This is a genomic window from Pedobacter sp. MC2016-05 (assembly GCF_026239735.1).
Classification (GTDB): domain Bacteria; phylum Bacteroidota; class Bacteroidia; order Sphingobacteriales; family Sphingobacteriaceae; genus Pedobacter.
Genome location: NZ_JAPIVT010000003.1, coordinates 370,937 through 385,140, shown reverse-complemented (window position 1 = coordinate 385,140; position 14,204 = coordinate 370,937). Strand labels below are relative to the sequence as shown.

General features: G+C 37.7%; 15 protein-coding genes and 2 tRNA genes. 7 read left to right on the top strand and 10 right to left on the bottom strand.

What is annotated here, in order from left to right:
* Positions 1-210: 210 nt before the first annotated feature.
* Positions 211-2,331 (bottom strand): bifunctional aldolase/short-chain dehydrogenase, encoded by a 2,121-nt coding sequence (locus tag OQZ33_RS06890; protein ID WP_265798312.1) that lies wholly within the window; start codon positions 2,329-2,331, stop codon positions 211-213.
* Between the two features lie 25 nt (positions 2,332-2,356).
* The gene (gene rhaT, locus OQZ33_RS06885) at positions 2,357-3,451 is read right to left on the bottom strand and encodes an L-rhamnose/proton symporter RhaT (protein WP_265798311.1); all 1,095 of its coding nucleotides are present in this window, start codon (positions 3,449-3,451) and stop codon (positions 2,357-2,359) included.
* 378 nt (positions 3,452-3,829) lie between these two features.
* Here rhaT and OQZ33_RS06880 point away from each other — a divergent pair, with 378 nt between their 5' ends.
* Positions 3,830-4,549 carry an SDR family NAD(P)-dependent oxidoreductase gene (locus OQZ33_RS06880; protein WP_265798310.1) on the top strand — a complete coding sequence of 240 codons (720 nt, stop codon included), beginning with the start codon at positions 3,830-3,832 and terminating at the stop codon, positions 4,547-4,549.
* On the opposite strand, the gene OQZ33_RS06875 is transcribed toward OQZ33_RS06880, so the two are convergent.
* From OQZ33_RS06875 to OQZ33_RS06850, 6 genes are all read right to left on the bottom strand, one after another.
* Entirely contained in the window at positions 4,546-5,409 is an 864-nt protein-coding gene (locus OQZ33_RS06875; protein WP_265798309.1) for an alpha/beta fold hydrolase, read from the bottom strand. The two genes, OQZ33_RS06880 and OQZ33_RS06875, sit on opposite strands and share 4 nt — an antisense overlap.
* A 10-nt stretch (positions 5,410-5,419) precedes the next feature.
* Positions 5,420-5,887, bottom strand: a complete 468-nt coding sequence (locus tag OQZ33_RS06870) for a nucleoside triphosphate pyrophosphohydrolase family protein (protein ID WP_056851782.1) — start codon at positions 5,885-5,887, stop codon at positions 5,420-5,422.
* A 158-nt stretch (positions 5,888-6,045) separates the two neighbouring features.
* A complete protein-coding gene (locus tag OQZ33_RS06865) occupies positions 6,046-6,768 on the bottom strand; it encodes a LytR/AlgR family response regulator transcription factor (protein ID WP_265798308.1) in 723 nt (240 codons plus the stop codon).
* Positions 6,769-6,777: 9 nt separating this feature from the next.
* Entirely contained in the window at positions 6,778-7,983 is a 1,206-nt protein-coding gene (locus tag OQZ33_RS06860) for a serine hydrolase domain-containing protein (protein WP_265798307.1), read from the bottom strand.
* Positions 7,980-8,987: a sensor histidine kinase gene (locus OQZ33_RS06855; RefSeq protein WP_265798306.1), complete on the bottom strand. Its 1,008-nt coding sequence runs from the start codon at positions 8,985-8,987 to the stop codon at positions 7,980-7,982. Before OQZ33_RS06855 ends, OQZ33_RS06860 begins: the two co-directional genes overlap by 4 nt.
* 93 nt (positions 8,988-9,080) lie before the next feature.
* Positions 9,081-9,563 carry a GNAT family N-acetyltransferase gene (locus OQZ33_RS06850; protein WP_265798305.1) on the bottom strand — a complete coding sequence of 161 codons (483 nt, stop codon included), beginning with the start codon at positions 9,561-9,563 and terminating at the stop codon, positions 9,081-9,083.
* Between the two features lie 97 nt (positions 9,564-9,660).
* On the opposite strand from OQZ33_RS06850, the gene OQZ33_RS06845 reads away from it, so the two are divergent.
* The 4 genes from OQZ33_RS06845 to OQZ33_RS06830 all read left to right on the top strand — a co-directional run bounded on the left by OQZ33_RS06845 (position 9,661) and on the right by OQZ33_RS06830 (position 11,750).
* On the top strand, positions 9,661-10,077 hold the full coding sequence (locus OQZ33_RS06845; RefSeq protein WP_265798304.1) for a hypothetical protein: 417 nt from the start codon (positions 9,661-9,663) through the stop codon (positions 10,075-10,077).
* Between the two features lie 65 nt (positions 10,078-10,142).
* Positions 10,143-10,745 carry a hypothetical protein gene (locus OQZ33_RS06840; RefSeq protein ID WP_265798303.1) on the top strand — a complete coding sequence of 201 codons (603 nt, stop codon included), beginning with the start codon at positions 10,143-10,145 and terminating at the stop codon, positions 10,743-10,745.
* A gap of 182 nt (positions 10,746-10,927) precedes the next feature.
* Positions 10,928-11,287 carry a DUF1801 domain-containing protein gene (locus tag OQZ33_RS06835; RefSeq protein WP_265798302.1) on the top strand — a complete coding sequence of 120 codons (360 nt, stop codon included), beginning with the start codon at positions 10,928-10,930 and terminating at the stop codon, positions 11,285-11,287.
* Positions 11,288-11,303: 16 nt separating this feature from the next.
* Positions 11,304-11,750, top strand: a complete 447-nt coding sequence (locus tag OQZ33_RS06830) for an SRPBCC domain-containing protein (RefSeq protein WP_265798301.1) — start codon at positions 11,304-11,306, stop codon at positions 11,748-11,750.
* Positions 11,751-11,793: 43 nt separating this feature from the next.
* On the opposite strand, the gene OQZ33_RS06825 is transcribed toward OQZ33_RS06830, so the two are convergent.
* Positions 11,794-11,866, bottom strand: a tRNA-Phe gene (locus OQZ33_RS06825).
* A gap of 125 nt (positions 11,867-11,991) precedes the next feature.
* Positions 11,992-12,064 (bottom strand) — tRNA-Phe (locus tag OQZ33_RS06820).
* A gap of 259 nt (positions 12,065-12,323) precedes the next feature.
* Between OQZ33_RS06820 and OQZ33_RS06815 the strand changes: the two genes are divergently transcribed.
* Complete coding sequence (locus OQZ33_RS06815) at positions 12,324-13,616, top strand: (Fe-S)-binding protein (protein WP_265798299.1); 1,293 nt, start codon at positions 12,324-12,326, stop codon at positions 13,614-13,616.
* Positions 13,617-13,629: 13 nt separating this feature from the next.
* Positions 13,630-14,181 (top strand): TPM domain-containing protein, encoded by a 552-nt coding sequence (locus OQZ33_RS06810; protein WP_265798298.1) that lies wholly within the window; start codon positions 13,630-13,632, stop codon positions 14,179-14,181.
* The last annotated feature ends 23 nt before the right edge of the window (positions 14,182-14,204 follow it).

Below are 14,204 nucleotides of genomic sequence, written 5' to 3'. Positions count from 1 at the left end.
TCATTTCCAGTCTGTGGCGAACCACAGACCGAGAGAACAACTTACTAAAACTAATTTTAAATATGATTCTTGATATGTGTTTCCAAAGATCGTTTACTTCACTTACTTTTTTCGGTCTTTGAGGACACAGATCGAGGGGCAGCAATTTATATTTACTAAAATTTTAGCCAGAATGAGATTGCTTCGTACCTCGCAATAACGGCGTCTTTTTTATCTGGCAAAGGCCATTGCTACGCCACCATCAACATTTAACATGTTGCCGGTAGATTTACTTAACAAGCCACCTACAAATGCGAAACATGCATTTGCAATATCATCAGGTAAAATAATCTGGTTTAGCAACGTGCGTTTTGCGTAATATGCAGGCAGTTCGGCAACGGTAATTCCGTAGGCTTTTGCTCTACCTTCAGCCCATCCGCCAGCCCAGATATTACTATCGCTAATTACAGCATCAGGATTAACCACATTCACACGGATGTTATCAGCACCCAATTCAGCAGCATTTAATCTGCTTAAATGCAATTGCGCCGCTTTCGCACTTCCGTAACCTGCATTGTTTGGTCCGCTCACCAATGAGTTTTTGCTTACAATATTGATGATGTCGCCACCAATATCCTGCTTTTGCATCGTTTTGGTAGCCGCTTGCGTAATAAAGAACTGACCCTTAACTAATACGTCGTATAGTAAATCCCAATCTTTTTCAGTGTGATCGCCGATTGTTTTAGAAATGGATAAACCAGCATTGTTCACTACGATATCGATACCTCCAAAAGCCAAAGCTGCAGCAGCAAATGCGCCATCGATATCTTCCTGACTGGTTACGTTTAGAACCGCAGTACTGTATGAATCTTTTCCAAATTGTTTTTCGAAATCAGCACCGGCTTCTGCTAAACGCTCGGCATTCATGTCATTCAAAATAACAACGCCACCTTCAGCAACGAATTTTTTTGCAATTGCTTTTCCAATACCACCAGCACTACCGGTAATCAAAGCGATTTTTCCAGTTAAGGGCTTTGGCTTCGGCATGCGTTGCAGTTTTGCTTCTTCTAATAACCAATATTCGATGTTAAAAGCTTCCTGATGCGGTAATGAAGTATATTCTGAAATGGCTTCAGCACCTTTCATTACATTAATGGCATTGATGTAAAATTCGGCAGCTACCCTTGCCGTTTGTTTATCTTTCGAGAAAGTGAACATTCCGATTCCAGGATATAAGATTACCACCGGATTTGTGTCTCTAATAGCTGGACTGTTATCATGTTTACAAGTTTCGTAATAATCAGTATACATTGCCCGATATGCCTCAAAAGCCGGCAAAAGCATTTCTTTTACTGCTTTTGTATCCGATAAATCTGCATCAGTTTTTAAATCCAAAACCAGCGGACTGATTTTCGTTCTCAAAAAATGGTCAGGGCAACTTGTTCCCATTGGCGCCAAACGAGAAAGATCATTAGAATTGGTGAACTCTAACACACGAACGTCATCAGTGAAATGACCAATCATGTGTTGTTTTGACGAACATAATCCACGTAAAATTGGAGCTAAACTAGCAGCCTGTTTTTTACGGCTTTCCGCATCAGCACTTTCTATTTTTTGTCCGCCAAATACCGGACCTTTTTTGCCATAATTTTGCGCCAGGTATTCTGAACAAATTTCGATTACATCAAGAGTGTTCAGGTAACTTTCGTAAGCAGTATTTCCCCAGGTAAATAAACCATGAGAACCCAACATAATTCCGCGGATACCTGGGTTTTCATCTAAACATTTTTTCAGTGTTAATCCCAGTTCGAAACCAGGTTTTTTCCACTCTACCCATCCAATTGTACCGCCGAAAAGCTCTTCGGTAATTTTCTTTCCATCTTTTGCTGCCGCTATCGCGATCGCTGCATCCGGATGCAAGTGATCGATGTGTGCAAAAGGCAAAAAGCCATGCAACGGAGTATCAATTGATGGTGCTTTTGAGCTCAAATCGAAAATGCAGTGATTGAACAATTCAACCATTTCATCTTCATGCTCCACACCGCGGTAAATATTTTTCAAACTACGCAAGCGGTCAACATAAAGCGCTGCTAATCCACTTTTTTTCAAAGTGCCCAAATCGCCACCGGAACCTTTTACCCACATTACTTCGGTTTCCGAACCTGTTAAAGGATCTTTCTCCATCAATTTACATGATGTATTTCCACCACCATAGTTGGTTAAGCGCAAATCGGCACCTAATAAATTTGAACGGTAAATTAGTAAAGCTACTTCATCGCCAGCTAGTTTCGCGGCTTCCTCTTCATTCCACAAATAGCTTACGTGTTTATAATTTTTCGTTTCGATCGACATTATCGTATTTTTTATTTTTTGTGATTTATCCTTTAAGTGAATTACCGTAACCTACAATTAGCACGGAAACAATGATGGTGATGATCCCAGCCAACACCGTAATGAATGTTTTTCTGGATACGCCTTTCCATTCTTTTAACACCAAGCCCCAAACATTGGCAATTAAGATGATGAAGGCCATGTGTAATATCCATGAACTTGCGCCATTGCCCATTTTGCTCTCTCCCATTCCGTAAAAAAAGAATTGTAGAAACCAGGTGGTACCTGCAAGTGCTGAAAATATATAGTTTTTTAAGAGTGGTGTTTTTGCGTTGGTATAATCGCCGAATGTTTTATTTCTGGCGTTCAAAATCATACACCAAATAAGGTTGGTAGTTAAACCGCCCCAAAGTACAATGATGTAAGTAACATTATTGGAGAAAAGAAAATTACCGGTTTCTGATGGGTTTGCTGCTTTCCAGATAGAATTTGCGGCATCAGCCAATGGCTTACCGGCTTCGATACCGAAATTAAAACAAGCACTTAAAACACCTGAAACGATACCAACGAATAAACCCAACCCGAATTTAAACTCCGTTTTTACTTCCAAACCATGTGGATCGGTAACACCCGTGTTAATTTCTTTTTCCTTCATCATTCCGGCTTTACCGCAAATCACGATTCCAAGTACACAAACGATCAGCCCGAGCAATACCATTCGGCCCCAATCGGTTTGCAAAAACATCGTGAAAGTATCTTTGCCTTCCTGCGGAAAAACATCGAAATAAATAGAAGGCAAAATTGAACCGAGCACCATGCAAAGCCCAAGAATAATACTGCTACCCAATGAAACGCCGAGGTAACGAACACCAAGGCCATAAGTTAAACCTCCAATGCCCCAAAGAATGCCAAAGAAATAAGCCAATGCTAAAGTTTTTCCTTCCGCTGTGGCAATAATATCAGCAAAGTTCGGAATGGTTAAATAAGCTGCTAAAGGTGGAACAATTAGCCAGGAAAAAATGCCGCCAACTATCCAGTAGCTTTCCCAGGCCCAACCTTTTACCTTTTTATATGGTATGTAAAAACTCCCGGAGGCGAAACCGCCGATGAAGTGAAAAATAACGCCTAAAAATGCCTGCATGCTCTAATTTTAAATATTTGGTTGGTCTAAAATAGAAAATAAGGATACCTCTACTGTTATGCACTGTCATGTTAATCGCTGAAAATTCAAACCTGACCGATTAAACCGGAAGGCGACAATCCATCGTTTATTCGGGTAGACTTACGACGGTTAATAGTGCCCATTTGCAAGATATCTGTAGCAACTTATTTGTTACTTCGTATTCGAAGTGATATTTCCCTGTTCCCACTTCAAAAGTTCTATTCCGGGAAATTTCGTCGCTTTGTTTACGTGATTTACTTTATCCACATCTGTGAAGATTTTTAGAGCATAACCTCTCCATTATGCTATAATATTCGAACTACCAAACTAAAATGGCCTTTTTGAAGTATAGCTATCATGGATTTTAATAATAAGAACATTTTAGTGGTTGGAGGAAGCTCAGGAATTGGATTGGCTTTGGTAAAAAGCCTGACAGAAAAAGGGGCAACAGTTTACGCCGCATCCAGAACAATAAGCGAGGAATGGCCAGCACAAGTTAAACATCAGGAATTAGACGTTTTGCAAGACGTAAATGCGTTAGCTGATTTTTTACCTGAAACATTGCATGGTTTGGTGTATTCTGTAGGAAGCATTACTTTAAAACCTTTTGGTAGGGTCTCGGAAGATGATTTTTTGAATGACTACCGCCTAAACGTGGTTGGAGCCGCTAAAGTAATTCAGCAAGCGTTTAAAAATCTGAAAGCAGCCAATTCTGCTTCAATTGTTTTGATAAGTTCGGTTGCGGCAACAACGGGGATGGGATTTCACAGCAGTATTTCGACTGCGAAAGCAGGTATTGAAGGTTTGACAAAATCTTTAGCAGCAGAGTTTTCGCCTGTAAACATTCGGGTAAATGCAGTAGCACCGTCACTTACCGATACGCGTTTATCAGCTAGCTTATTAAACACTGACGACAAAAAAACAGCATCGGCAAAAAGACATCCACTTGGAAAATATGGGCAACCAGAAGATATAGCCGCAGCAATTTCATTTTTATTAAACGATGAAAGCAACTGGGTAACTGGTCAGATTATCAATATTGATGGCGGTATGGGCAACCTCCGAACCAACCTTTAATTTATTCTCGTCGTAATTTCGCCAACAATTAATGAAATTACCTCCGGCGATTTAATAATTTTGAAATGACCCATATCCTCAAATTTAATTGCTGTGATCTCTTTGTTCTGAGTTAAAAAATCCTGCAGATAAGGGTAAGGTGAGATGTGATCTTCTGGATCGTAAATTACTAAATGCTTAATCGACGCATCCAAATGATACAGATTTAACAGATTGAAATGGTTGGCAGGGACTTTCACTTCAAGCTCAAAATTGCTAAAGAAAATATCCTGATCTGCTTGATTCACACCTATAGATTCCAAGCTCTGCACAAAATTTTCTTTCAGTTTGATTAAAGGAGCAATGCTCATTAACAATTTTGGTTGAATAGCTAAATCTTGTAACGCCAAAATGTTGGCCATAGCGCCCAGGGAGTGGCCAATTACGAAATCGACAACTTCATATTTTTCTATAATCGCCTTAACCGAATCTTTATAAAGTATGAGATTGGAAAGTTCTGAAACCGAACTTCCGTTTCCGGGTGCATCGAAAGCAATTATTTCTACATCTTCTAATTTGCGGAGCACCATAATCAGCTCGTAAAAATCGAGTGCTTTAGAAGCCCAACCGTGAGTAAGCAATATTTTGGTCTTGCCATCGCCCCAGCTAAAACAGTTAATCGCAATGTCGCTTGACTTAAAGTATTCGTCATACACAGATAAGTTAAACTTTTTCGCTTCGGCAATAAGCTGCTCCTGATGTAATCGGAGCGGCATTTTTGGAGAGTAAAGCACGAATTTACGAATCAGTGCATCTCGATTTTCTCCTGGTTCAACAACCGATGTCTTAATATCTGCAACTATCTGTTTTAGTATCTTCAATGTTCAGATGTTATACCAGGTGTGATTTTAAATCAGCTGGAGAGTAATTAATAGACTTCAACGTTTTATCATCTGCTTTTCTAAAAACTAAAAACAAACCATCAACCTCTTTATAATAGGATTCTGTTTGATCTTTATCGAAGTAATGTTTGATGGTCAGTTCTGCTTCTTCAACAGTTTTACAAGCTTTGCTCATATTGGATCGATGCACTTCATCAAACAGCGTTTTAAACTTTCCACCTAAACCAAACTCATGAATGGCTCCAGCTAAAACGTATTGCAAATCGCATAATGCATCGGCAACCTCTACCAAATCATCATTCTCAATTGCTTCCTGCAATTCTTTTAATTCTTCAGCCAGAAGCGCAACACGCAGGTTTGCCCTTTGTTTAGCAGGAATAACAGGCGATTCTAAGATTGGATGTTTAAACGTAGTATGAAATTCAGCAACCTGATTTAGCGAATTGGTTTCTTGCATTTTTTGTTTGATTTAGTATCGGCAAACTTAACAAATATTGTTCGATTCTTAAATGGCCTGTTAAAGCTAGCCTGTCAATTGCGCACAATACCAACGAACATCAGCTTTCAATTTATCTTTAGAAAATTCGCAGTCAATTATTTATCCAGGGTCCAATTCTACTTTCGATCCTTTATAATTTTGAAAAATTCTTCTTTGTAAGTGTCACCAATCGGAATCGATTGATCATTGATGTAAATTGTATTTCCATCAATCATTTTGATTTTCTCCAAAGAAATGATGTACGATTTATGTACCCGATAAAATGGCGGCTTTGGCAAATCAACTTCCAATTCCCTGAGGGCCTGATAAGTAATGATTCTTTGTGTAGCGGTGTAAACCGACACATAATTCTTCAGGCCTTCTATATATAAAATATCATCGTAGTTTACTTTGATAAATTTATTTTTCGTGTCGCCCTTAATAAAAACAAAATCGTTTCCACTTGTTTGCGATGGGGTATTGATGACTTCGTACCGCGAAGGCGAAATAATTTGTTGCGCTTTTATCGCCGCTTTATAAAAACGTTCGTAAGATATTGGTTTCAGCAGATAATCCACAACATCCAAATCAAAACCATCTAATGCATACTCAGGATAGGCAGTGGTTAAAATTACCTTACATTTTCCACCACAAATTTTTAAAAACTGTATACCTGTTAGTTCTGGCATTTGAATATCAAGGAAAACAAGATCAACCTTGCCTTCCTGAACTAAACTTAGTGCCTCAAACGGATTAGTTGTGGTTCCTACCAATTCTAAAAATGGCGTTTTAGAGATGAAGGTTGCAATTATATCTGATGCGTAAGATTCGTCATCAACAGCTAAACAGCGGATTACCATATGTAGTTTTTAAAGTTGCCTCCCTATTTTAGGAATAAAATTTTCAAGGTTAATTCGTTTATTTGAATAGTTACCCATCCTCACAATAATTACATTATTTTTTGGATTGACATATACGTATTGACCTAAAATACCAATAGCCGTATAATCAAAAGCTTTCACTTTGAAATAATACCCATTGTATTTAGTTTTCTTAATAGCGGTATTTAAACTCAACTTGTTAAGTGCAGCTTCGGCACCTTTCAAATCCTTAAAATAACGATAATCATAACAAGCCCACCATTGATTTTTATATCCAAGTTTTTCGAGTGTATCGGGATTTGTAGTGTCTTCAATCCATTTAGCAGAGAGAATGCGCTTGCCCTCCCAGTTTCCTTGATTAAGATAAAGCCTCCCTAATTTCGCAAAATCGAGAGCAGTTGCGTTTAAACAACAAAATGCTTTTGCTGTTTTTTGATTATCTAAACTCCAAATGGCATTTGATTCTGCCCCTAAAGGTTGCCATAAATATTCTGCTAGTAAATCTTGCAGTTTCCTATTTGTTGCCTTCTCTAAAATTGCAGCCAAAATTTGAGTATTTATGCTTTGATATTCAAATTTTAAGCCCGGCTCCCCTTTCATCTTGAGTTTTGAAACCTGACTATTTAAAGAGGCACCATAATATAATTTTGTTATAGGAGAAAATGGGGTCTCTTTGTGTTCATCATAATCAATAGCGGAGCGCATATCTAATACATGCTGAATAGTCAACCTCTTGAAACGCTCATCATTCTTTTCAAGTTCTGGTAAATATCTAATCACTAAATCTTTTGTTGAAAAAACGTCTTTTTTATCAATTGCGATACCCAGTAGTGTAGCTACAAACGATTTAGCAACAGAAAAGCTTGGATGTAAAGACTCTTGATTTACGCCAGTTGCAAAATGCTCGTATACAATAGTGTCATTTTTAATTATTATAAAAGAATTGGTATTTGTGCGATTAAGAAATGTATCTAAATAGATTTTTAATTCATGGTATTTGGAAGGATCATTTCCGTTGATAAATCGAAAGGGTAATTTAGACGGCCGTACCCTAGCACTTTTAAATTTGCTACTATCATTTAAATCTGGCGACCACCATCGCACCGCTCTTATAGGAGCACAAGACGAGTATAAAGCTAAGATGACCAAACCTATCAATTTGCTAGCTCGTCTATTTAATATCTGCAGGATCATATATTCAGTATCAAAGTAGTTTTATAAGTATTCCCATTATTTGATACCAGCAATTCATGCTGATCAGGATAAATTAAATCCAATCGCCTTTGAATATTAACCAATCCCACACCACTCGAATGGTCTTTCTGCCCCCGATTTATCTTATTGCTCACTTCAAAACTCAATCGTTTAGCCTGCACTTTTAGCTTAATACGGACTGGGTGTTGCTCATCATTCAAAACGCCATGCTTAAATGCATTTTCTACAAAAGGAATTAACATTAAAGCGGCTAACTTTTGTTCTGCTATGCCTTCAGTAATAAAAATCACATAGAATTTAGGCTCGAAACGCATTCTAAAAAGCTCGATATAACTTTCCAAATATTCAACCTCTTTATTTAGCGTCACCTTGCCATCAACACTTTCATTTAAAGTATAACGCATCAAATCTGAAAGACGCAAAACCGCATTTGCAAGTTGATCAGAAACTGGAATGGCCAGCGAATAAACGTAATTTAAAGTGTTGTAAAGAAAATGTGGGTTAATCTGCGATTTTAAAAAAGCCAATTCCGATTTAACCACTTCTGCTTTCAGCTTCCGATTGGTAATTTCGGTTTTAAAGTTTTGTTCCACGCTGTAAACGGCTGCTGGCATAACTAAAAATGCCAGACTGTAATAAATATTATCTGCAATGTATTTCGATATTGGTGTATCATCTGTATAGTTTTGCATATCAAACCAATGCTTGTAAAAAACCTGCTCAATGAGGTATCGCGAAGCAATAAAAACAGCAATGGTAAAAAACATTGCTCCAATAAGCTGAGGGATTTTATCTCTTTTTAAAAAATATGGATATACCCATAGATAACAGATATAAAATTCGACTATTTGAATAAAATTCATCGAAATATCAAATGCCGATTGCCTCAAGGTTACCCCTTTTATCAGCGCCCCACCATACAGATAGGCCAATACCACTAGCCAGCAAACAATGTGTATGATTACGATTCTTGTCCTTTTCATAAATAAAAGTAGTTTAACCCTGATCAGTGATAAACTTTGTTATGCCAACAGGCTGAAAAATTATCCCAACTGGCTATTTCGAGGATAATTTTATCAAAGTACAAGTAGCATCCAAACGTTGCAAGCAAAGTGGCCAGAATTGCCCAGTGGTGCTGATAAATACTTGAAGCCAGTGTTTTCATACATCGAAATGGCGGTTGTTAATTCCGGAAACGACTCCAGATAAATTTCATTGTAGCCGAAATGTTGAGCAGATTCTATACTTTTCTGCATCAATGCCTTCCCTACGCCTTTACCCCGTGCTTCAGCCGATGCATAAAGTTTCACCAGCTCTACACAACCTTCTGGCAAACCAGCGGTGGGATAAATGCCACAGCCACCCAGCAATTGTCCATCTTCTTCAGCAACCCAGTAAACAGATTGCGCTGCAGTAAAAACTGCTGATAAATGGTCAGTTGTTGGATCAGTATAAACCGTACCTGGCTTATCAATCTTAAACTCTCTAAATATTTTTCTAATTAAATCTGCAAGCGATTCGTCGTCCCGCTCCTCTATTTTTCGGTATGTAATAGCCATAGCTTTTTCCTCAAAGGTAGAAATCGCAGACTAAAGCATTGAAGAAATTTGAAACAAAATTGTGGTCGAATTCATTTAATAAAGAAAAGATATTACCATGGAAAACGAAAAAGATAAAACAACGGAAGAAAACACAAATACACAGCCGAAACCGACAGATGATGTTCAATTGGATATTGAAACAGTTGTTCCCTCGGCCCATAAAGAAGAAGTCGATCCATCAAAGCCTGTAGATGAAAATACCAATGAGGCGCAAGAACAGCCTAAAGACGCCGAAGATACAGCTGAAAAAAGTGCTGAAGCAGCGCAAACTGGATCTGAAAGTAAAGCACCAGCAAGTGAAGGATTACCAGTAACTGAAGGTGAAAAAAGCGCAGAAACCGCTGATCAAAGCGAACAATCCATCAAGGAAGAAATTAGCGAAAACGAAGAGGCTACAGAAGAGGCAACTGAAAAACAAGATGATAGCAACCGGGATGATAAACGTGATGACATTGAAACGGTAAGTCCGTAATGCTAATTTTAGTTAAAGAAATGTTGTTCCTGAAATAGTTTGCCTAAATTGGCGTTATGATTAACATGAAAAACACACTATTGCTTTGCCTGGTAACTATTACCCTTTTTAGTTGCGGCATAAACAGGCAGGCGCAACAAATAAAGGCGCTGGAAGACTGTACTTATAAAATAACAAATGTTCAACAGATTACCATTGCCGGTTCCGATGTTAAAAAATTAATTGATCAGCAAAGTTTTAGTTTAACCAGCTTGCCTGGGGTGGCTTTGGGTTTATTAAGAAAAGATATTCCGTTAAAAGCAAATCTAAACCTGGAGATTACAAATCCATCAGCGAATTTGGCGGCAATTAACCAGTTTGAATATAAAATTTTAGTTAATAACACCGATTTGGCAGAAGGAATTGTGAACCAGAATGTGAGCATTGCGCAAGGACAAACCGTGACTGTACCTGTTCAATTGATCAGCAACATTTATGGTTTAGTTTCAAATGGAAATGTTTTCAATGATATTGTGAAGGCTGCTCAAAAAGGGTCTTCTTCAAAAGATGAGAAGTTGGGATTATTAACGATAAAAATCAAACCGACTTTTATGCTTGGCAATACGCCAGTCAAATATCCTGGTTACATCACCATCAACAAAGATATTAGCAGCAAGATATTGCTTTAAACAAGAAACTCCCTTCAAATAATGAAGGGAGTTTTTTTATGCTACTTTTTTATCAGGAAACAATTTTATTTCTGTTTATAAAATGGTTGACTCAGGAAATTCTTAAATCACACCCGAAAAATGTCGCTATTACACCGCAACTTTAAATTTTCATGTTCTCATATTTGAATATAGAACTTTTAATGATGAACGATAAAATACAGCAGGTGATTGATACAATCGATCATCCTTTAAAAAAGGAAATGGTTAAAGTGATCACGATTATACAAAATGCCAACCCTAAAATTGAAAGCAGTATAAAATGGGGCGGACCGAGTTTTAGCTTCAAAGGCGATATGGCAACGATAAATCCAAAAATCAAAAAATATGTTATTGTAATATTTCACAAGGCATCACTTTTTAATGATGATTTTGGTTTGTTGGAAGAACAGACTAAGGGCAAAGCTTATGCTAAATTTTACAATATGGAAGACGTAGAAAAGCATGCTGATGGATTGAAAAAAGCGGTTAATGCCTGGGTAACATTGCTGGAAAACGCTTAATTAAAATTCAGATAATATGGAAAAGATTGAATTCAAAACGGAAATTAATGCCAGCGCAGAAAAGGTATGGAATGTACTTTTTGGTGGGGATACCTATCCAAAATGGACTGTAGCCTTTGCAGAAAATTCTTCAGTAGAAACCGATTGGCAAAAAGGCAGCAAAGCAATATTTGGTGATGGAACGGGAAACGGAATGCTTGCTGTTATTGAAGACAATATCCCTAACAAATTTATGTCTATTAAACATTTAGGCGAAGTGAAAGATGGTAAAGAGGAACTTAAAGACTGGGGAGAACCTTTAGAAAATTATTCGCTTAGCGAAAAAGACGGAAAAACTGAGCTGAAGATAGACATGGGTATCATAGACGAATGGAAAGGCTATTTTGAGGAAACCTGGCCTAAAGCCTTACAAAATGTTAAAGACTTGGCCGAAGGAAGTGCAAAAGATCACATCGAAACCTGATAAAAAACGAGAGCCTTTAGATTTTCATCTAAAGGCTTTTTTGTGGTGCCACCTGGATTCGAACCAGGGACACAAGGATTTTCAGTCCTTTGCTCTACCGACTGAGCTATGGCACCATTCGTTTAGGAATGCAAATGTAGTATTCTTTTCTTCAAATGCAACAACCCAATTTAATTTATTTCCCCATCGCAGAGAATCTTTTTATCAAAAAAGCCTGTCATCTCTGAAAGGCTTTTGGAAGTGGTGCCACCTGGATTCGAACCAGGGACACAAGGATTTTCAGTCCTTTGCTCTACCGACTGAGCTATGGCACCTCCTACATTAGGATAATTTACAATGAAATAACCCGTTTTGGAGGCACAAATGTAGTGTTCTTTTCCCAAAAGCAAAACTTTTTTCTCATTATTTTAGTTGAACTCTGATAATCAATTAATTAAATTTTTAGCAACCAAAAAACGCATGAATGCATGGCTTAGAATGAATACAAACTAAAAATTTTTATACTTTTTTTATGCATGCATAGTAATTTATTTCGATTAATATCATAATTTAGCATAAACAATATAATATTGCATGGTGGCTCAGATCCTATTTCTAGTAATAACCCTTGCAGCAATTGCGCTGTTTACCTTTAATTTTCGCAAAATTATTCGCAATATCCGCTTAGGAAAATCTGCTGATAGAAGCGATCAGCCTCAAAAAAGGTTAATGACGATGCTTCGTGTTGCATTCGGACAATCGAAAATGGTGGTACGCCCAATCCCTGCATTCCTTCACTTTTTTGTCTACATTGGCTTCATCATCATCAACATTGAGGTGTTGGAAATCATGATTGATGGCCTTTTCGGAACACATCGAATCTTTAATGGCTTAGGTGGTCTCTACAATTTTTTAATCGGCTCTTTTGAAATCCTAGCCTTAACGGTTTGGGTATCCTGTGTTATTTTTCTTATTCGTAGAAACGTTTTAAAATTAAAGCGTTTCAAAGGTGTAGAAATGACCAATTGGCCAAAATCAGACGCGAACTATATTCTCATTGTGGAAATTTTACTAATGAGTGCGTTTCTCCTGATGAATGCTGCTGATGCAAAATTACAAATACTGGGTGCCAATCATTATACAGTTGCTGGCTCTTTCCCTGTAAGCAAATATTTGATGAATTTGTTACCCTCAAGTGAAGGCGCATTAGTTATGATTGAACGTGGTTGCTGGTGGTTTCACATCATCGGTATTCTGGCTTTCTTGAATTATTTGCCATACTCAAAACACTTCCATATTTTATTTGCTTTCCCAAATACGTACTTTTCAAATTTAGAACCGAAGGGGGAATTCACCAATATGGCATCTGTTACGAACGAGGTAAAAGCCATGCTGGATCCTTCGTTTGTTCCTGCAGAAACAGAGGCTGGTAAGTTTGGGGCAAAAGACGCTACAGATCTTACCTGGGTAAATATAATGAATGCTTACACCTGTACTGAATGTGGGCGCTGCACATCGGTTTGCCCTGCAAATATTACCGGTAAGCTTTTATCGCCACGGAAAATTATGATGGATACCCGTGATCGAATTGAAGAAATCGGAAAAAACATGGATAAGAATGGCCCTGAACATCAAGATGGAAAGGCTTTACTAGACGATTATATCACCAGGGAAGAAATTTGGGCATGCACCAGCTGTAATGCTTGCGTAGAGGCCTGCCCTGTAAATATCGATCCACTACAAATTATAACCGAATTGCGTCGATATGCAGTAATGGAAGAATCTCAGGCGCCTGCAAGCATCAATGCCATGCTTGGCAATATCGAAAATAACCAGGCGCCATGGAAATATTCTCCGGCAGATCGTTTCAATTGGGCAAATGAATGAAATTAATTTGAGAATGAAGTTTAGGATCTTTCATATTTTCGTTTTATTGATTACGCTAATATGTACTGCAAAAGCAGAAGCGCAAGTAAAGACAGAATTATCAAAAGAAAGTGTAGAAAATTATAGAAAACAGTTTTGGGACAGCATACCCAAACCAAAAGGTTGGGTTAATGATTATGAACAAGATTTTACTCCAAAACAGATTGCTTCGCTGGATAGCACAATTGTAAATTTTATGGAAGAATCTAGCATCCAGATTGCAATTGTAACCGTTGACTCGCTTATGACGAGCAAAAAAAAGTTTAATGATCTTGCTTTAAAGATTGCAAATCAATGGGGTGTTGGAGAGAAAGTGAAGGATAATGGAATTTTATTTGCCTTTTCCAAATTGCATCGACAGATAAGAATTGTGAATGGATATGGAATAGAAAAGCTAATTTCTGATCGGGAAACGAAAGAAATTATTGAGAATACGATCATCCCGTATTTCAAAAAGGATGACTATTACACTGGAACTTTTAATGGTTTAAGTGCGTTAATTAAATTACTGAAAACAAAAAATTAGTAATTCAAGTCTTGTGACTTGAT